General features: G+C 56.4%; 12 protein-coding genes and 1 tRNA gene. 1 reads left to right on the top strand and 12 read right to left on the bottom strand.

The annotated features are described in order from the left end of the window. Window positions 1-2: 2 nt before the first annotated feature. From HMPREF2919_RS07300 to HMPREF2919_RS07260, 9 genes are all read right to left on the bottom strand, one after another. A complete protein-coding gene (locus HMPREF2919_RS07300) occupies window positions 3-467 on the bottom strand; it encodes an FHA domain-containing protein FhaB/FipA (RefSeq protein ID WP_049341961.1) in 465 nt (154 codons plus the stop codon). Continuing rightward, window positions 467-1,366, bottom strand: coding sequence for an FhaA domain-containing protein (locus HMPREF2919_RS07295; protein WP_070667023.1), 900 nt, complete (start codon window positions 1,364-1,366; stop codon window positions 467-469). Before HMPREF2919_RS07295 ends, HMPREF2919_RS07300 begins: the two co-directional genes overlap by 1 nt. Window positions 1,367-1,594: 228 nt before the next feature. Next, window positions 1,595-1,681: transfer RNA gene (locus tag HMPREF2919_RS07290), tRNA-Leu, on the bottom strand. 88 nt (window positions 1,682-1,769) lie between these two features. Beyond that, the gene (locus tag HMPREF2919_RS07285) at window positions 1,770-2,111 is read right to left on the bottom strand and encodes a PLDc N-terminal domain-containing protein (RefSeq protein WP_070667021.1); all 342 of its coding nucleotides are present in this window, start codon (window positions 2,109-2,111) and stop codon (window positions 1,770-1,772) included. 217 nt (window positions 2,112-2,328) lie between these two features. Next, entirely contained in the window at window positions 2,329-3,891 is a 1,563-nt protein-coding gene (locus HMPREF2919_RS07280; RefSeq protein ID WP_070667019.1) for an alanine/glycine:cation symporter family protein, read from the bottom strand. 337 nt (window positions 3,892-4,228) lie between these two features. After that, on the bottom strand, window positions 4,229-7,507 hold the full coding sequence (gene lysX / locus HMPREF2919_RS07275) for a bifunctional lysylphosphatidylglycerol synthetase/lysine--tRNA ligase LysX (protein WP_070667013.1): 3,279 nt from the start codon (window positions 7,505-7,507) through the stop codon (window positions 4,229-4,231). A 144-nt stretch (window positions 7,508-7,651) separates the two neighbouring features. Then, a complete protein-coding gene (gene nhaA, locus HMPREF2919_RS07270; protein ID WP_070667011.1) occupies window positions 7,652-9,004 on the bottom strand; it encodes a Na+/H+ antiporter NhaA in 1,353 nt (450 codons plus the stop codon). A 245-nt stretch (window positions 9,005-9,249) separates the two neighbouring features. Continuing rightward, a complete protein-coding gene (locus HMPREF2919_RS07265; RefSeq protein ID WP_049341967.1) occupies window positions 9,250-9,774 on the bottom strand; it encodes a ferritin in 525 nt (174 codons plus the stop codon). Window positions 9,775-10,288: 514 nt separating this feature from the next. Then, complete coding sequence (locus HMPREF2919_RS07260) at window positions 10,289-10,840, bottom strand: MarR family winged helix-turn-helix transcriptional regulator (RefSeq protein ID WP_083309903.1); 552 nt, start codon at window positions 10,838-10,840, stop codon at window positions 10,289-10,291. A gap of 1,497 nt (window positions 10,841-12,337) precedes the next feature. Between HMPREF2919_RS07260 and HMPREF2919_RS07255 the strand changes: the two genes are divergently transcribed. After that, window positions 12,338-12,961 (top strand): superoxide dismutase, encoded by a 624-nt coding sequence (locus tag HMPREF2919_RS07255; RefSeq protein WP_005507370.1) that lies wholly within the window; start codon window positions 12,338-12,340, stop codon window positions 12,959-12,961. 135 nt (window positions 12,962-13,096) lie between these two features. On the opposite strand, the gene HMPREF2919_RS07250 is transcribed toward HMPREF2919_RS07255, so the two are convergent. The 3 genes from HMPREF2919_RS07250 to HMPREF2919_RS07240 all read right to left on the bottom strand — a co-directional run bounded on the left by HMPREF2919_RS07250 (window position 13,097) and on the right by HMPREF2919_RS07240 (window position 18,923). Then, a complete protein-coding gene (locus tag HMPREF2919_RS07250; RefSeq protein ID WP_210398970.1) occupies window positions 13,097-14,572 on the bottom strand; it encodes an ATP-binding protein in 1,476 nt (491 codons plus the stop codon). A 261-nt stretch (window positions 14,573-14,833) separates the two neighbouring features. Then, a complete protein-coding gene (locus tag HMPREF2919_RS07245; protein WP_070667009.1) occupies window positions 14,834-16,657 on the bottom strand; it encodes an ATP-binding cassette domain-containing protein in 1,824 nt (607 codons plus the stop codon). A 478-nt stretch (window positions 16,658-17,135) separates the two neighbouring features. Then, window positions 17,136-18,923: an ATP-binding cassette domain-containing protein gene (locus tag HMPREF2919_RS07240; protein WP_070667007.1), complete on the bottom strand. Its 1,788-nt coding sequence runs from the start codon at window positions 18,921-18,923 to the stop codon at window positions 17,136-17,138. Between the last annotated feature and the right edge of the window lie 119 nt (window positions 18,924-19,042).

Genomic DNA, 19,042 nt, shown 5'->3' with positions numbered 1-19,042 from the left:
CACTAGCCCCTCAACTGCATGGTGGTACCGCCAACGCGGAAATCATCACCGGGCTCAATCGGGGTCGCACGAGTCAGACGCTCGCCATTGACGAACGTACCATTAGTAGAATTCAAATCCTCCAGGAACCAACGGGAACCCTGAGGGAACAGACGCGCATGGCGGCCCGAGGCGTAATCATCCTGCAGAGACACCTCAATGTCATTAGCGCGGCCAATAGTAATCGGCTGGTCGCCCAGCTGCATCATCGCGCCAGCCTGCGCACCGGCAGTAATCACAAGCTGCGAAGGGCGAGTCGGCGGAGGCACAATATGGGTAGCCTCCGGAACTGCATCAACCGGCGCCGCACGATAGTTCTTACCCAAACCAAGGTCACGGCGAGCAGCCGAAACCACCAGGAAAACAAAGAACCAGATGAGCGCCAGAAAAGCGTAACGAAGGATAGTAACAGTCAGTTCGGACGCCATTAACGGACACCTCCGGTCGAACTATGGAAGATGATGCGGGTATTACCCATGCGAAGCAGCGAACCGTTCGCCAGCACCACCGGCGCACGCAGAGGCGCACCATTAATCAACGTGCCGTTGGTAGAACCCATATCGGAGGCGACCACCGCACCACCCTGCATCGAAAGCTGCAGGTGACGGCGAGAAACACCCTTATCGTCCAGACGAAAATCAGCATCAGAACCGCGGCCCAGCACAAACGGCAGGTGGTTCACCGGGTGCATGCGACCCTCAATCTCCAAGAAGAAACGGGGAGCTGCCGCCGCAGGGGGCGGTACAGGCATGCTCGGGCGACCCACAGGAGCCTGCGGCTGTGCAGGCTGCGCGGGCTGTGCAGGCTGCGCGGGCTGTGCAGGGTGTGCGGGCTGGGCCGGCTGAGCAGCCGGCTTCGTAATGCGGGTCGGCAAAGAAGACTCGCGCGGCGGACGCACCGGCGCATAGTTAGTAGCACCACGCAAAGACGGGGACGCCGGAGCCTCCGGCACAGAGAACGGCTCGAAAGTCGCAACAACCTCAAACTCGCCCTCAGAGAGAGAATCAAGAACATTGAAGGTCACGCGAACCGCGCCAATGAGGGTGTAACCCTGCGCGCGGGCGTGCGAAATCGCCAAATCGCACAGCTCAACAGCGAACGGGTTGCCCCACTCGCGCACGCGAGGGAAATCAACCGGTGCGAAACGGAGAGTATAGACATTAGGAGCCATAGTGCGGCCACTGCCGTCCACATAGGACTCGTCATCCATCATGATGCGGACGCGGTTAGCGACATCCGCCTTCGCAAAGGTGCCGAAGCCCTTGGAAAGGCCGACAGTGCGACCGATGCCTTGCTCCAGCTTGCCCAGCTTGTCGAAAAACTTCATGCCGCCTCCTTCTCAACGACCATTCCGAGCAACAGACCGCGCAAACGGTCTTTATCCGAAAGGCTCAGTTTAACGAGCGTGTCTGTGCGTTAGCTGTGTGTCCTGTGAATGAACACACCCGATTCTATTTTAGGTGATGCACTCGCCATCGCTCTGGAACCCCGTCATTTAGCGGGGGATTGGTTATGGATATGAAAAAATCCCCGGTTCTTTCGAACCGGGGATCGTTGGTGCGCGAGGGGGGAGTTGAACCCCCACGCCCTCACGGGCACACGGACCTGAACCGTGCGCGTCTGCCTATTCCGCCACTCGCGCATGTGTCTTACGGTGTATCACCGCAGGCAACACATAAAACTATACGGACTGCATGCGGTGCTGTCCAATTGAGATGGTGTGACCTTCGTTACTTAGTGTTGGTGGGGGTGTCAGAAAGAGCCTCCGAAGCACTATCGGATGTACTACCGGACACTTCACCGGAAGCAGCTGCAGTAGAAGTAGCCGCGGAACCCTGCGCCATACGCTCCTGTTCAGCACGCTCCCGGTCAATACGCTCCAAACGCGCACGCAACAACCACGTCACCGGACCCACATACGGCAGGCACAACACCAGCAGAAGCCACTTCAGCTTCTGCACCTCCGAAAAATGCGGGTTCCGATGAATCGTTACCAAGCACAATAGCGCCAACGCAATACCAGCCAGAAACACGATGGTGACCACCAGTTCCAGTACGGCACGCCAATCCATAAACCCTCCTAATATCCTTCCTAAGCATACAGACCCATTAGGAGCCCGCATTAGGAGATCGCAGACCCTCAGGATAGTCCGAGGAAGCGTTCAGAGCCTACCGTAGCAAGGACGCCCTCCACCATTCACCTCAGGTACGCAAAAAGGGTCCGCCCCGCACACAGCAGGACGGACCCTCCACAAAGCCTTACACAGAAACCTTCGTGTAGCTCACAAACTAGCGGCTAACCTTCTTAGCCTTCTTCGTAGCACGACGCTCAGCAGCCTTCGCATCATACTCAGCCCAGAACTCACGGGTAGTCACCGCATCAGTACCATCCCATGCCGCAAGATTCTTCAACTCAGGCATATCCGAAGCCTTGAAAATCGGCTCCAAACCAGCCTTACGCTGAGCCTCATAGTTCTTCAACACCGCAACAACCTGCGGAGTCATCAATAGAACCGCCGTCAAGTTCACAATCACCATGCCGGCATTCAACATATCCGCGGTAGTCCACACCAAATCCAGCGAAGAAATCGCGCCGAAGAACACGAACACCAGAACCAGCGCACGGAAAATATTCATCGGCAGCTTACGCTCAGTCACGAAACGCATATTCGACTCGCCGTAGTAGTAGTTACCAATCACAGTCGAGAACGCAAACATGAAAATCGCGATAGTCAGGAAGTGAACCGCCCAATCGCCCAGCTGCATAGCCAACGCCGACTGAGTCAGCGACGCACCACGAGAACGATCACCATAAGTCGGGTTCGACAGCAGAACAATAAACGCAGTCACAGTACACGCCATCATGGTGTCAAAGTAAACACCCAAAGTCTGCACGTAACCCTGCTTAGCCGGGTGAGAAATAGTAGCGGTCGCACCAGCGTTCGGAGCGGTACCCATACCCGCCTCATTAGTCAGCAGGCCACGCTTCATACCCCAAATCACGGCACCCATCGCGCCACCGGTCACAAACTCCTTAATACCAAAAGCACCCTGGAAAATCATCAGCAGCATCTCCGGAACCTTGCCAATGTTCAGCAGAACAACCAGCAGACCCAGCAGCAGATACAGCACCGCCATAATCGGCACCAGCCACTCAGTCACCGAAGAAATCGCGCGAATACCACCGAAAATAATAGCCGCAGTCAGCGCCACCATAATCAGACCAATAGTGATGCGGAAACCCATCGAGTTAGTACCCGAAACATCAATGCTGAACGAGTTCGCCGTAGCATCCACCACAGCATTCGTCTGAACTGCGACAAACACAAACGCGTAAGTGACCACAATGAACGCCACGAAGATGTAACCCATCCAACGAGCATTCAGACCGCGCTTCATGTAGTACGCCGGACCACCAATATAGGAATCCTTACCGCGCTCCTTGTACAGCTGACCCAGAAGGGACTCCGCAAAAGCGGACGCCGCACCAACAGCAGCAATAACCCACATCCAGAACACAGCACCCGGGCCGCCCATAGCAATAGCCAAAGCAACACCCGCAACAGTACCGGTACCCACACGAGAAGCAGCCGAAACAGTAAACGCACGGAACGAAGAAATGCTCTTCTTACCGTCAGCCTCACGAGCAACCGGGTCACCCAGGACACGAACCATTTCCTTAATGGAGCGCCACTGTACGCCGCGGGTACGAATCGTAATGTACAGACCAGCAGCAATCAGAGCGTAGTAGAGGAAATTACTCCACATCCAGTTCTGCACGGCATCCACGGTGGAAGTCAGCCCCGCAGTATGCGTATTAATGTCCCCGATGATATTCAGAAGAAAATCCACTCGGCACTCCAATCTTGAATGCAAAAAGCCCGCACGCTCAAACCCGGAAGACGGATAACGTGTGGGCTACATTGCTGGGTGGTGCGGACTCACGCCGCGCAGCGGAGCCAATATACGCTCCGCATGATTAGTCACCCCATTGTGGGACGCGCAACCCTCACGGAGCAACTTAAAAAAGGGTCAAACGCAAAATGTAACGAATACTTAATATATGGGCAGAGTAAATATAGACTCCGTGAAGGTGTTACCGGCACCGGCAGGGCGGGCGTGAAAAAGCCCGGCACGAGGTACAAAACCTCGCACCGGGCATAGCGAATAAACGGGGGTCTCGGCCGGGCTATGAACGCTCAGGCTTCACAAACGGGAACGACAACACCCCACGAATCTGCGTCTGAGCCAACAGCATCACCAAACGGTCCACACCCAGACCCAAACCACCCGTCGGCGGCATACCCGTCTCCAAGGCGTAAAGGAAATCCTCATCCACCTCCATCGCCTCCAGATCACCCGAAGCCGCCTTCAACGACTGCTCCGTCAGACGCTCACGCTGCACCAGTGGATCCGCCAGCTCAGAATAAGCACAGCCCATCTCCATGCCGTTAATCACCAAATCCCAACGCTCCGCCAAACCCGGAACACTACGATGCGGCGCCGCAAGCGGACTCGTCTCCGCAGGGAAATCCGTATAGAACGTCGGCTCCACCGTACGCGCCTCAACCAGCTCACCATACAGCTCCTCAACAATCGCACCCGGACCCATACCCTCGTGAACACGCACACCGTGCTGCTGCGCCAAAGCCAGCAACTCCTCAAAATCTGTCTGCACATCCACTCGGCGACCCAGCGCCTCCGACAGAGCATCACACACCGACACCACACGCCACGGACCCGACACATCAGATACCGTGCGCTCGCTCGACGCCTTATGACCCAGCGGCAAAGACACCGAACCAAACACCGCCTGGGCGGCATCCTTAATCAGGTGCTCCGTCAACTGCCGCATCTGCACATAATCCGCATACGGACGATACGCCTCAAGCACCGTAAACTCAGGATTATGGGTCGCATCAGCACCCTCATTACGGAAATCACGACCCAGCTCATACACCGGACCGCTACCGCCCACCACCAGGCGCTTCAGATACAGCTCCGGCGCAATACGCAGCGTCAAATCCTCGCCATAGGCATTGATATACGTGCGGAATGGACGCGCGCTCGCACCACCGTGCACCGTATGCAGAATCGGGGTCTCCACTTCAAGGAAACCCTCCGCATCCAATCGGGCACGCAACGCCTTAATGACCGCGGTACGCAGACGCAGATTCTGCATCTGATCCGGATGCACCAACAGGTCCGTGGAACGGCGACGCAGAAGCGCCTCCGGGTCAGTAAAGGAGTCGAAGGGGATGGGGTGCAGACTCTTCGACGCCATGTGCCAGATGGAGGCAATCAGTGATTCAGTGCCGTTACGGCTCGCCCCGTAGGTGCCCCGCACAGTGATGATGTCGCCGGTATCCAGGTTGCGGGAGGCGAGACTCAGCAGACGCTCGCCCACCAGGCTACGGTCCATGACGACCTGCAGGGTTTCACCCCCTTCAATCAGAGTTGCAAAGAGGACTCCACCATGGTTGCGAAGCGCGCGAATACGCCCCGAAACCATGAATTCCGAATTTGGAATATTTTCAGAAGAGAATATACGCAGGGCATCCTTCACGCTACGCAGGGCATCCTTCACGCCCAGTACAGGAGCACTGGTACTGCCCAAAGAACCACCCAGCGGATACGGATCCATGCCCGCCGCACGCAGCGCCTCCAGATGGCGCAGACGGTGCTGAGTCTGATCGCTACGCGACACCTCAGGAAGCTCTTCCACAGAAGCGAGCTGCATCTGGCGAAGAGCCTCCAGCTCATCTGTAGAAAGAACCTGCTCCTGATCCTGCAAACGGCGCGCCGACAAATTCGGTAAAAAGCCCTCCGCCATACCCGACGCAACCACAACATTCGCCATCGCCAACGTCGGCTCCGTCGCCAAAAAACGAGGAACCCACAGCGGGGCAAACTTCAGATTGAAACGATACAGGCGGCGCAACTGCAGAAAACGATCCAGCACACCCAAAGAGCGGGAAGCAAAACGGTTCCACGCCGACGCACCCACCTGATCAGCAGCCTCAAAAATATGGCCAAACATCGCAAAATTCAGCGACACCCGCCGCACACCCAAAGACGCCGCCTGCTCCATCAGCGACGCCACCATAAACTCCACCACACCATTAGGTGCCTCAGGGGAGCGGCGCATAACATCCAAAGACAGCCCCGTAGGACCCCACGGGACGAACGACAGCAGAGCCACCATCTGACCAGCCTCATCATGAGCCGACACCAGAACAGACGAAGAATCCGCTGGATCATTCACACGATTCAGAGCCATCGAGAAGCCGCGCTCCACACGCCCATGACGCCACGCCGAAATATTCTCCGCAACCTGCTGACGCTGCTGCTCGTCCAGCTCCGCAAAGCGACGCATCTGCGCCGTGTACCCGCCGCGACGCACACGCTGAACCGCCTGACGCACCGGTAGCATCGACGTGTCATTGAGCGTGAAACGGTCCGCCTCAAGGACCGCCTCCTCACCCATCTGAATAATCGACAGACCCGCACGGTTATAGGCGCGCGCACCCGCCTCACTCACGCTCAGCGCCGCAGGAACCCAACCGTAACTACGCGCCTGCAACATCCACTGCTCAATCGCGGCATCCCACGAATCCGGGTCACCCACCGGGTCGCTCGACGCCAAACACACCGAACCCACCGAACGGTACGTAATCGCCGCCCTCTGATCCGGAGAGAAAATCACCTGCTTATCGCGACGCGTCGCAAAATATGAGAGCGAATCATTGGCACCGTACTGCTGCAGCAGGGCGCGGATCTTCAGCTCCTTCTCGCCGGTCCACGCATCCGGGGCACGATAACCGCGAGCCAACAGATACAGCGCCGCAACCAGCGAGGCACCGTAACCAAAAGACGCCAAGAAAGCCACCACATCAGCAGACCACACGCCAGGATGGGTACGCTCAATACCCATGCCGTGCATCAGCAACTCCCACGGGGTCACCGAACGCAACGGCTCCCACACGCCGATGTGGCAGAGGTACCAGAGCACCAGAGTAGTCAGCAGGATGCCGCCAACAGCCGTAGCCGCCGCACCCGCCCACGAGAGGCGACCAATGCGTGCCGGGAACGCCGAACGAATCGAGAAAAGGAACGGCACCAGCACACACGCAAACACGATGGAGAGAGTATCGACCGTCGAGGAGAAAATACGGTCCTTCGGCATAATCCCCGCGGGGAACGCCAGCGTGAAGGCGCTATGGGTCGCAAGCAGCACACCTAGCACCTGAAAAACGATGGCTGCAATGAGGGCAGCGCGCTTGCGCACAATCAGCCCGGAAACCATCACAATCATCGTAATGGCGCTGGGCAGAGTGTGTGTGGAGGGAATATTCAGCAGGTCGGCGGTGACTTCCCACCAGGTGAAGCCGCGGCCGTGCCGCAGAGGAGAGATAATCCACGCGAACGTGGTCAGCAGCGCGGCAAAAGAATACACCCCGATGACCACGCGTGCTGATATCTCTGCATACCTTGAGGGAGGCGCGGGCGCCTGCTCTGCTCGTGCTGTACTGCGACGTGAGGTAGTGCGGTGAGACATCATTATCAGCGGGAATCGGGGTGTAGGGAAGGTACTAGACCTTAGGAGTTCTTGCTAGGCTTCAGCCTTCGGGTCACGGTAGGTGCCCTCGAAGACGTCGGGGATGCCGTTGTCGTCAGCGTCCACGCTTTCCTTCTCAGCCAGGGCACGGTAGTGCTTGTTACGGCGAGACAGGATAGCCGCACCCACAGCGGCAGCCAGAACAGAGCCGACGAGAATCGCAATCTTTGCGTCCTCAGTGTGCGGGGAGCCGTGCGGGAAGGACAGCTCGGCGACCAGCAGGGACACGGTGAAGCCGATACCGCCGGTTGCAGCCAGACCGACCACGTCAATCCAGGCGACGTCCGGGTCGAGGTTAGCGTTCTTGAAGCGGGTCACGAGCCAGGTGGTACCGAAAATACCGATGGTCTTACCGGCAACTAGCGCAACCATAATGCCGACCGCCACGGAGTCGGTGAGGGCGCGTCCGAGGCCTTCAAAACCGCCCACAGCCACACCCGCGCTGAAGAACGCGAAGATGGGCACGCAGATGCCGGTAGAGAGGGGACGGAAGCGGTGCTCCAGCACCTCCGCAAGACCGTGCTCAGCCTGCGCCGCCTCAGAGCGAGCGGACATCTTCACCGGCACCAGGAAGCCCAGAACCACACCGGAAATGGTCGCGTGAATACCGGACTCAAGGAAGAGCGCCCAGGTGATAATACCCAGGGGCAGAAGCAGCAGCCAGGCAGCCAGCGGCTTCAGATGCAACATAGTCTCACCGCGGTAGGCAATGAACGCGAAAAGAGCGAGGGGAATGAGCGCGAAGAGCAGGTACTCGCCATGGAAGTTATTGGTGTAGAAGATTGCGATAATGCAGATTGCGATCAGGTCGTCGACCACAGCCAGGGTCAGCAGGAAGACGCGCATCGCCGAGGGGAGGAAAGTACCCACGGCGGCGAGAACAGACACCGCGAACGCGATATCGGTTGCGGTGGGGATCGCCCAGCCGTGCAGAGCGGTGGGGCTGGTGAAGTTCAGCGCCGTGTAGATAATCGCGGGCACTGCCACGCCACCGAAGGCAGCCGCAATCGGCACAATCGCGGTGGAGGGCGACTTGAGGTCACCAATCACGAATTCCTTCTTCAGCTCCAGGCCGGTGAGGAAGAAGAAAACGACGAGCAGACCGTCTGCTGCCCAGGTTCCGATGCTCATCTGCAGGTGGTTGAAGCCGGGGATGACCGGACCAACAACGGTGTCTCGCAGACCAAAGTAGAAGGTGGATGCGGGGGTGTTGGCGAGTACTACTGCCAGCACCGTCGCAATCAGAAGTACGGTACCGCCGACTGATTCTGCACGCAGAATGTCGGCTACGCGGCGTGAGTTGCTATATGAGCCGCGGCTGAGGGTATCTGGGTTGGTGTGAGTCATTCTCTCCTCTTTCTGCCGCGATATTATGCGGCATCTAAGGCTTTTAAGTTTACTCTGCACTGTATGAGTATTCGAGTACCGGCTGGCGGCTTTTAGCTCCTGGACGGTGCACCGCGGTGTGCTTTTATGGCGTATATGCATAAACGTTCCGCCCTCGCCGCGTGGTGCGGTGAGGGCGGAACGTTTTAGTATTTCTGCAGGTATTCTGCGTGGTCGACTAGGTGTCTAGCCGCCTGAACGCAAGATTAGGAACCAGCGATTGCGGGTGCGCCGGACTCCTGACCGTGGTCGTGTGCCAGCTCGCGTGCAACGTAGTTCTCCAGGTCGAAGAGGTTGCCGTTTGCGCGCTTCACGATGGTCACCAGGGTCTCCATGGTTGCAACTTCCTCAACCTGTTCCTTCAGGAACCAGAGGATGAACTGCTCGCCCAGTGCGTAGTTCTCAGCGCGTGCTGCGGAGAACAGGGCCTCGATCTGACCGGTGACAGCCTTCTCCTGTGCCAGGGACATGTCAACGATTTCCTGAACGTTCTCGAAGTCGTTCTTGACAGCGGGAACAGCGGGGATCTCGACCTTGTGGCCGCGGTCCAGCTTGTACTGAACCATCATGAGTGCGTGCTCGCGCTCTTCGAGGGACTGCTGGTAGAAGAACTTAGCCAGCTGGGGAAGGTCCTCACCGTCGAGCCAGATAGCCATGGACAGGTACTGGTGGGATGCAGCGAACTCGTGGCCGATCTGCTCGTTCAGAAGGTCGTAGAAAGACTTAGACATATGGTTTCTCCTTATCTGGTGGTTGCTTTTGGGTGCCGGGATGGCGCGGTGCAACCTGTTGATATTTATCGTAAGGGGTGGGGTGCGCCATGTACAGAGAGAAAAGGCTAATCGGTGAATCAGATAAGGTACCCCTGACATATTGTCACCACAACCCTTAGTGTGGATAGCCTGAATATTTTCTTTGGATTGTGTGGTATTGGGTGTGTTTCCTTGAGATTTCGCGGTTTAACAGGGATAGACAGCGGGTTTAAAAACCACAACCCCTACGGCTCAAGGTAAACATAGAGACACCATGTTGGGTGCCTGCGCACGGGGCTAGAGGGCGCAAAAAAATCTTAAAAATCTCTCGAAAATGCGGCGAAACTGATGTGGTCAGAACCCCGATGCGCCCCCAACCACCTCCGTAAAGGTTGTTCTGCGCGCGCCTTTAAAGAGATAAGGCACGTTCCCAATGGGAATGTGCCTTATCTCTGGTTCTCTCAACTCTCATCCCTCTGTGGGGTGGAGGAGGTTAGTGTGCGGGGTAGTCCCCACGCTGCAGTGCATCAATCGAGATGATGTTTGAGGGGGTGTTGCCGAGGACTGCCTCGCCGATTTCTGCGAGATGCTCAACCTGTTCGGTAGTCAGGTGGTCGAAAATTTGGCGGCGTACTTCGCTCACGTGGCCGGGTGCGACCTCCTGCACCTTCTGCTCGCCTGCGGGGAGCAAATGGCAGATGCTGACGCGGCGGTCTTCTACACTGAGGGAGCGGCGGACGTATCCATCCTTCTCCAGGCGTGCTACAACGCGGGAGAGGCGTGCCGGGAGGGTGTTGGTAGTAATTGCCAGCTCGGTCATGGTGAGGGAATGATCCTTGGACTCGGAGAGCATCGCGAGCACCATGTATTCGACAAAACTAATGCCAGCTTCGCTCTGCAGCTGGTTTTCCAGTTTGCGGGTGAGGCTGAAGATGATGGAGCTGATAAAGAGCCACCCTTCTCGCTCTTGCTGGGAGAGCCACTGGATGGATTCGCTGTGTGCGGTATTGTCAGACCGCTGCGCAGACGTGGTTGGTATGGACACGGGATTGATTCCTCTTTTATCGGATATGGAGCTCTCTTATTAAAGAGAGAAGTGGCGTGTTGGCACCCATTGTAGCGAAAGGTCTGACTAGGTGACTCAAAATTGGTACGGTCAAGTAATGCTTGACACTTTGGTGCTAATTTTTTGAGGGGTGCCAGGGGTATCTTTTTGCACGCAGTGACTGCAAATACCCGGGGTAAGCAAGTGAAATACGACATATTCAAAAAGATTTCCGGTACAAGTATAGACAAGACCGTACCAAGAAGCACTTCCGTGCATAATGCTAACTTCCGCGGAATATCAAGGTTTTTAGGGGGTTGAGTGAAAATTCTAGGGAGTGTAAAGAGCTTGCCAAGGGTGAAAAATAACGAAACGATAACAAAATTTTTAAAAAAATCTTGGTTTTGGCTTTGCAACCGTAATGAAACCGTGTACACTAATTACATAACGGGGTCGAAGGAAGCCTCCGAGGCGAGACCGGAAGCTCGCTTCGATAGGTTCGACTCTCTATTTATCGGTGATTGTCGTCGGTGTACGAGTAACTCGTATTTCTACCGACGGATGTGCGGTGCGGGTGCAGTTCGTGGTTGGGCTGCATTCCGTACCGTATCTTTTTAACTCGAATTTCTATCAACTCACTCTAAGAGCATCCAATGGTCGGGTGCTCTTTTTCTTTGCCTTCATATCGGCGCCGCAAGAGCGCTGTACGAGTCGGGGCAGAGTCGGGGGAGGAAGCGTAAACACCTGTGCTGTGTAGCTGTGGGGTGTAGCTGCACGGTGTGGTTTGTGTTGTGTGGTGGTGCCGTGTGTCCGCGGTATTGTTGCGCCGTATCGCGTCAGAAGTGTTATCCACAGGGGTTATCCACAGTGTGGAGAACTTACACGCATGTGATTTGGCAGAGCAGAATCGAGGTCCTCCCCAGGTGTAATTTAAGAGTGCTACAGAAAAATTCTTGTAATTACAGGCTTTCACGGCCATTAAAACCGAGGGTAAGTTCTTAAACAGAAGGCCTTTTCACCTTTAAATCCGCGGAACCTGAAAATTTCCACACCTGTGGATAACCCTGTGCACTTAATCCACCGCCTCCACCCAGAAGAAGCGTATAAGGCTGTTCAGAGCCCCTTTTAAAGCTCAATATTTTGGCTAGTAGAAGGAAAAACGCCTCGAATGAGGGCGAAAATTCTGCAGTTTATCCCCCGCGCATCCCCAAAATAGGATGTTATCCACAGTAGTTATCCACAGTGTGGAGAACTTACAGCACTGTTATTCATATGAGTGCATACCCCGGTATTTCAAGGCAGAATAGGGTGCCAAACCTGAAAATCCTGTTGATACACAGGGTTATCCACAGGTGTGGGGAAAAGTCTTTGCCTAAAATCCACAGGTTCGAGCGAGGTCTTACATAAATGTGACGCTCCCCAACTCATGAAAAGTAAAGTAAACGCTACGCTGGTAATCTTTAATACAAGCCAAGTTTTCTAATGAAAGGCATCATCATGGCTGAAAAGTACACCCTCCCCGAGCTCCCCTACGACTACGCGGCGCTCGAGCCCCACATCTCCGCAAAGATCATGGAGCTGCACCACGACAAGCACCACGCAGCATACGTTGCAGGCGCTAACGCAGCTCTCGAGCAGCTTGAAGAGGCACGCGAGAACGGTGCATACGGCAACGTCTCCAAGCTCTCCAAGGACCTGGCGTTCAACCTGGGTGGCCACACCAACCACTCCATCTTCTGGAACAACCTGTCCCCCGAGGGTGGCGACAAGCCCACCGGCGAGCTGGCAGCAGCAATCGACGAGTTCTTCGGCTCCTTCGACAAGTTCCGTGAGCACTTCACCAACGTTGCACTGACCATTCAGGGCTCCGGCTGGGCAATCCTCGCATGGGACACCGTTGGCAAGCGCCTCATCATCGAGCAGCTTTACGACCAGCAGGGCAACATCTCTGTTGCACTGATCCCCGTTCTGCAGCTGGACATGTGGGAGCACGCATTCTACCTGGACTACCAGAACGTCAAGGGCGAGTACGTCAAGGCATTCTGGAACATTGTGAACTGGGCTGACGTTCAGGCTCGCTTCGAGCGCGCAGTGTCCCAGACCAAGGGCCTGGTCCTCTAATCTAGGTTTTCGTCAGCGCGGTGAAGTGGCCGCGGTGAGGTAACTGAAACGGGTGCCCGGCGCCTCCATATTCGGAGGTGCCGGGCACCCGTTCGTTGTATTCAGATGTTGTTTCGCGGGGTTCAGGGCTGAGCCCTAGAGCGCCAGCGTGCGGTATACCGAGCCGCGGCGTCCCGAACGGACTTTTTGCTCTACCAAACCTCGTTGGATTAGCTTGGGCAATGCGTAACGTACCTGCCGTGCACTCAACTCGGTGCTTTCCGCAATATCAGCGACTGTAGCAGGTCCGCGAGTCAAAGCAACGTACACCTGGGATTCCGTGGGGGATAGATTTTCCGGTATCTCAGCAAGCTGAGGAGTAGAGGATACCCCCATTGTGCTCGTAGGCTGCGTGTTATCGGCAGGACGGTAGATAATGACGCGTACCTGGATACCCTCGTCGATAATATGCGCCTTACGCAACCCAGCATCAACCAGGGCCTGTTGCGCAGCTAGGATACCGCCGCCTTCGCCCTCGATTAGTCGGTGACCGTCGCTGAGACGAATATTCTGGCAGATAGCATAGAGCGCCTCGTTTACAGCCGCAGGGCGATGCACGATGCCTACCTGACTCGGCAGGATACCCCAAAAACCGCCGGGGCTGATGATTTCAATACGGCCGCGTTTGATAAAAATCTGTATAAATTTTCCGGATGCATCCCGTTCATAGCTCCGGTGGACGAGTGCGTTGGCTACGAACTCACGGAGAGCTACCAAGGGGATTTCTGGCTGATCGATGAGCCCCGCACCATTGGGAGCTGTGACGGTGCGGTTCTTAATGTTGCGTATAAGCCATGCAAGGGTATCTTCAAGCATGGCGGGAATAGGGCCTTCGCTTCGAAAACGGTCATCATTGCGGGTGTTGCCGCTTGTAGACACTATGCCAATAACGCTCGCCCCAGAATAAAACTGCTGAGGGTAGTCACCCAGAGCGCACATCCCAGCCAAGGTTAAATGATTATCTGCAGCTAGTACATTGCGTTTATACAAAATTTCTTGGTCAGAGCTCTGACGCAAACGGGCTGAGGAGAGACGTACCTGGCGCAGGAAGTCCTGCGTGTAGGACTTGTCCAAATCATCAATGGACGTGTGAGCGATGCTTTGTAAGTCATTGTGCGGTTTGTGGCGCTGCGCGTACATTAGACTGAGCGCGTAGCCATCCATTGGGTAGTCACCATCCCCGAGCCGTTGGTAGGCTATATTACCTTTGAAACAGGGACGTTCCTGTACCGGCAGGCCCGGAACGGTTACGATGAGCAGCTGATGGCCATCCAGAGTTATATCGTCGGTTTCCACTACGATTTTTGGCTTAAGATTTTGCGCGGCATCAATAATTTTTGCCCGCAGATCTTCAACATCATAAACGCCTACAGGTGCAAACTTCTGAGATTCGTCGACACCGCATATGATTGTGCCTCCGTCGGGAAGGTTAGCATAGCTGCAGATAGTTTCCGCCACGGAGGAGGGATAACCCATGTGGGCTGATTTAACCTCTACGGTCAGGCTGTCTCTACCTAGAAGCCGTAGCTCGTTGAGTGTTCGTGTTAGTTCTTCAGGCGTATACATGTACATATTGTAATTCCTGGAGTGACATTTTAGGCCTCATGCGGGACATTAGTTACAAATAAGATGGATTTTGGTGACAAATATGTAACTATTGAGGATGATTTGTTACATAAACAAGAAGCGGCCTGCGATGTTGGGCGGATGCGTTCCGGCTGTTGCTATGGTGGGTGCCCGGCGCCTCCAATATTCGGAGGTGCCGGGCACCCGTTCGTTAAGCCCCGGGTAGCACCCGCGGGGTTGGGTTCGGAACCTTAGACGGAACCCTAGTTAGAGCGCCATCGTGCGGTCAATGCGGATGCGGCGGCAGAAATCCTCATCATGGCTCACCACGATGAGCGCACCGGTATAGGCTTCGAGTGCCTGCACCAGCCAATCCACCGAAGAAATATCGAGGTTATTCGTCGGCTCATCCAGCATGAGAAGTTGCGGCACCGGGTCGGCCAGAAGCACCTGCGCCACCGCCGCGCGGAAACGCTCACCACCGGAGAGCTCACCGGTCTTATGGTGCACGCTCTCGCGGCGGAAAAGCAGGCGCGCCAACTGGTCACGCAGATGCTGCTCGCTCACTCCGGGGTTTGCCCGCTGCACGCTCTGTAGGAGGGTGAGCTGCGGGTCGAGGGTGATGCGCTGCGGAATGTACGCCCCCTCGAGGCAATAGCCGACCCGGTAGGCGGGCTGCACGGGGGAGCGGTAGTCAGCCTCGCCGGCGTGGGCGATAGCGTTCAAGAGGGTGGTCTTGCCGCTACCGTTTGCACCGGTGATGCGCAGATGCTCGGGACCGCTGAGAATCAGGTGTTCTGGGCGTTCCGCCGGGGTTCCCTGATTGCTCTCGCTATCAGCCTCGGCGGGTGAAAAATGCAGAGAATCAACCTTTGTGGGTTGCTTAGTGGTAAATGTTTCACGTGAAACCTGCCGGGCATCAACCCTGCTCAGCTCCAGTACCTTGCGACCCGCGGGTAGGGGCTGCTGGCTCAGTTCGGCGTAGATCTTCTCCTGCACGCGCACCTCATCCTGAGCCTTCTGGTATGCCTCCCGGGCCTGTTCCTGCTTGCCGACGCGCAGCCCGCGAAGCTTCGCCGCCGCCTGACGTGAGGCATCCTTTGCCAGGTCTAGAATTGTATCCGGCTGGTCGTCCTTCCAGACCTGCGCCATGTTCTTCGAGATAATCTCCTGCGCCTGCACCCACTCGCGATGCGCCGAACGCACCCGGTTCTTCGCCTCGGTCACGCGACGCTGAGCCGCCTGCTGCTCGGTGTCCAGCGCCTGCCGGTAGGTGCTGTAGTTACCTTCAAAGAGACGCAGATGCGCCAGCCCCTGGCGGTCGGCGTGAAGCTCCGCAATCACGTTTACACGCTCCAGCAGATCGCGATCATGGCTGATGATGAGTGCCGGGCAGGGCAGTGCTTCCAACGCGGTGAAGAGCTGAGCCTTCGCTGAGGAGTCCAGGTTGTTCGTCGGCTCATCCAGCAGAATGAACTCGGGGTCAGAAATCATCAGCGAGGCAAGCGCGGCAATGACTGCCTCGCCACCGGAGAAACTGCGCATGCTGCGGGCAAAGAGCGCGCGAACCGCCTCCGGGTTGTCTCGATCAATCAGTGCCGCCGGGGTGAAACCGTAGGTCGCAAGAGCCGCCAGGGTGCGCTCCTCAACGTCCCAGTTATCCCCGATGGTCTCGTAGAGTTCGGGGGAGTATTCGCCGGATTCCACCGCCTGCAGTGCCCACAGAATCTCGGTGATTCCGCAGAGCTCAGCGAGGGTCTGCTCCCGGTCCAGACCCAAATCCTGAGGTAGATACGCCATGCGCTCCGGCGCTGCCAAAGAACCGGAATCCGGGGTCAAATCACCCAAAATCAACCTCATGAGGGTTGTTTTTCCGCAACCATTATCGCCAATGAGCCCGGTCAGAGGTGCCGAAAACACCGCCGAAAGGTCCACAAACAGTGAAGGTTGGCTCGGGTGCGCAAAGTGTAGATGGGCGATACTAACGTGCGCCGCTGCATGGGAAACCATGTGGGAAGTGGCGTGCGAGCGGGCATCGCGGGAAGAAGCGGAACGGGGAAAGGTCGCCTGCGGCTGAAGTACGTGTGTCATACGAGCTCCTTGAGGTATGGATGCTCGGGTGCTCTCAAACTCCGACGGTGGTGCGTTGCAGTAGTGTGCCGGCGGTTTGGGGGTGCCTATGCTGAGCGCGTGGCGGTAAGAGGATCGCCCCAAAAAGGGCGCGAAAAAACCCGAGCGTAACGGTGGATGTACCTGTGCCCGGGTGCGTGCGCGCTGATAAAGACACGCAGAAAAATAGAAGTGCGCAGGGAGAATGTGTCTGCGCAAAAAGCTGCGTGAGCGCACGAAAAATTCTGTGAGGTCCGGGCTTATGCTCGGTGGGTCATTTCTTTGATGCCTCCTAGATTCCGAAGGGCACCCCGGTCGCGCCTTGGGTGGCTTCGGTCAAACGATACGTTCAGCTTCGCCAGCTACCCCTGCGGCGGGGTAATACGGATAGAGAGCTGATGGCTCAAGCATAGGAACTGACTGGGCGCTGAGTCAAACACCCTCCCATGTAGGAGAAGATTCAGCGTGCTGATTCCCCGAATGGTTCCTTCCCGAGAGTTTTTGTTGAAAGGTTGAGTGTGCGGTCAATGCGGATGCGGCGGCAGAAGTCCTCATCATGGCTCACCACGATGAGCGCACCGGTATAGGCTTCGAGTGCCTGCACCAGCCAATCCACCGAGGAAATATCGAGGTTATTCGTCGGCTCATCCAATATGAGTAGCTGCGGCACCGGGTTGGCCAGAAGTACCTGCGCCACCGCGGCACGGAAGCGCTCACCTCCGGATAAATCCCCAATGCGCTGATGTACGCTTTCGCGACGGAAGAGCAGGCGCGCCAGCTGGTCACGCAGATGCTGTTCGCTCGCACCGGGATTCGCCCTCTGTACGGTTTCAAGGAGGGTGAGCTCCGGGTCGAGGATGATGCGCTGCGGCAGGTATGCGGTGTTGTCCAGGCGGTAGAGCACTTGGTATGCAGGCGGCACTGGGGAACGGTAATCAGGGTCATTCGCGTGCGCTATCGCATTGAGAAGCACAGTCTTGCCACTGCCGTTTGCGCCCGTGATGTGCAGGTGTTCGGGTCCGGTCAGGATAAGAACCTCGGGAAAATCTTGGATTTGAAGCAGATAATCAACTTTATAAGGTTGTGTTTCACGTGAAACGGTGTTTTGGGTGTATGCATTCTTAAGGTCGGTGCTCTGTGGTGTAGATGCGCAAGAGTTGTTCTTCACCCGATGTAATTCCAGTACTTTCCGCCCCAATGGGAGCGCATCCTGAACAAGTTCCAGATAGATACGCTCCTGCACGCGCAGGTTCTCTTGGGCTTCTCCAACTGCTGCACGTGCATCCGCCACCATGCTTTCGTGGGCTGTGTGAAGTTTCCCGGCAGAGCGCTCTGAACTGTTTTTATCCAGGCCCATAGCCATGCCAGGTTTCCGCTTTGACCGTTCAAATTCGCGGCCTCGGCGGGCGTTGCGATCGAGCTTAATCTGGTTCTCGGTGCGCTCACGCACAGCCTTACGCGCCTCATTCTTCGCCTCGGTCACGCGACGCTGAGCCGCCTGCTGCTCGGTCTCCAGCGCCTGCCGGTATGTGCTGTAGTTACCCTCGAAGAGGCGCAGATGCGCCAGCCCCTGGCGGTCGGCGTGAAGCTCGGCAATCACGTTCACGTGCTCCAGCAGATCGCGGTCGTGGCTAATGATGAGTGCCGGGCAGGTGAGGGTTTCAAGAGCCGTATAAAGCCGATTCTTCGCCGAAGAATCCAGATTATTTGTGGGCTCATCCAGCAGAATGAACTCGGGGTTTGAATATAGAAGCGCGGTGAGTGCGGCTGTGACCGTCTGACCACCTGAAAAGGTGCTAAGAGGACGCATCAGAAGGTTGCGACGGGCCTGTGTATCGGTCGTAGTGAGGGCAGGACCAAAACCATGTTCGGCAAGGGCTGCGAGGGTACGTTCTTCAATATCCCAGGCGTCGCCTATGGTGTCGTAAAGGCAGGGGGAATAGTCGCCCGATTCCAGTGCATCAAGCGCCTGCAGTATTTTTGTAATTCCAAAAATATCAGCAAGATGCTGATGCCCACTCAACCCTAAATCTTGCGGTAGGTACGCTATGCGCGGTGGGGTGCTGATTATCCCTTGACTAGGGTTTATGTCGCCAAGAATAAGTCTGAAGAGGGTAGTTTTTCCGGCGCCGTTATCGCCGATAAGCCCGGTGAGTGGCGCAGAAAATACCGCGGAAAGGTCGGTGAAAAGCGGGGGCTCACCCGGATGTGCGTACGAAATATGGTCGAGTGTAATGTGACGTGACATGGGCCGAGTTCCTTCGAGTAGGTGCTCGGATTCCTGCCAGCGCACATGAAGGCGTGAAGGCATGAAAAAACCCGAGCGTAACGGTGGATGTACCTGTGCCCGGGTGCGTGCGCGCTGAT

The sequence above is a fragment of the Rothia sp. HMSC068E02 genome (genome assembly GCF_001813565.1).
GTDB lineage: Bacteria > Actinomycetota > Actinomycetes > Actinomycetales > Micrococcaceae > Rothia.
The sequence above is the reverse complement of the archived record's forward strand: the minus strand, read 5'-3'. Positions and strand labels throughout refer to the sequence as shown.

Excerpts from the sequence above, each read along its gene's own strand:
- HMPREF2919_RS07300 (WP_049341961.1), bottom strand. The coding sequence starts at position 467 with ATGGCGTCCGAACTGACTGTTACTATCCTTCGTTACGCTTTTCTGGCG.
- HMPREF2919_RS07295 (WP_070667023.1), bottom strand. The coding sequence starts at position 1,366 with ATGAAGTTTTTCGACAAGCTGGGCAAGCTGGAGCAAGGCATCGGTCGC.
- HMPREF2919_RS07285 (WP_070667021.1), bottom strand. The coding sequence starts at position 2,111 with ATGGATTGGCGTGCCGTACTGGAACTGGTGGTCACCATCGTGTTTCTG.
- nhaA (WP_070667011.1), bottom strand. The coding sequence starts at position 9,004 with ATGACTCACACCAACCCAGATACCCTCAGCCGCGGCTCATATAGCAAC.
- HMPREF2919_RS07265 (WP_049341967.1), bottom strand. The coding sequence starts at position 9,774 with ATGTCTAAGTCTTTCTACGACCTTCTGAACGAGCAGATCGGCCACGAG.
- HMPREF2919_RS07255 (WP_005507370.1), top strand. The coding sequence starts at position 12,338 with ATGGCTGAAAAGTACACCCTCCCCGAGCTCCCCTACGACTACGCGGCG.
- HMPREF2919_RS07250 (WP_210398970.1), bottom strand. The coding sequence starts at position 14,572 with ATGTACATGTATACGCCTGAAGAACTAACACGAACACTCAACGAGCTA.
- HMPREF2919_RS07245 (WP_070667009.1), bottom strand. The coding sequence starts at position 16,657 with ATGACACACGTACTTCAGCCGCAGGCGACCTTTCCCCGTTCCGCTTCT.
- HMPREF2919_RS07240 (WP_070667007.1), bottom strand. The coding sequence starts at position 18,923 with ATGTCACGTCACATTACACTCGACCATATTTCGTACGCACATCCGGGT.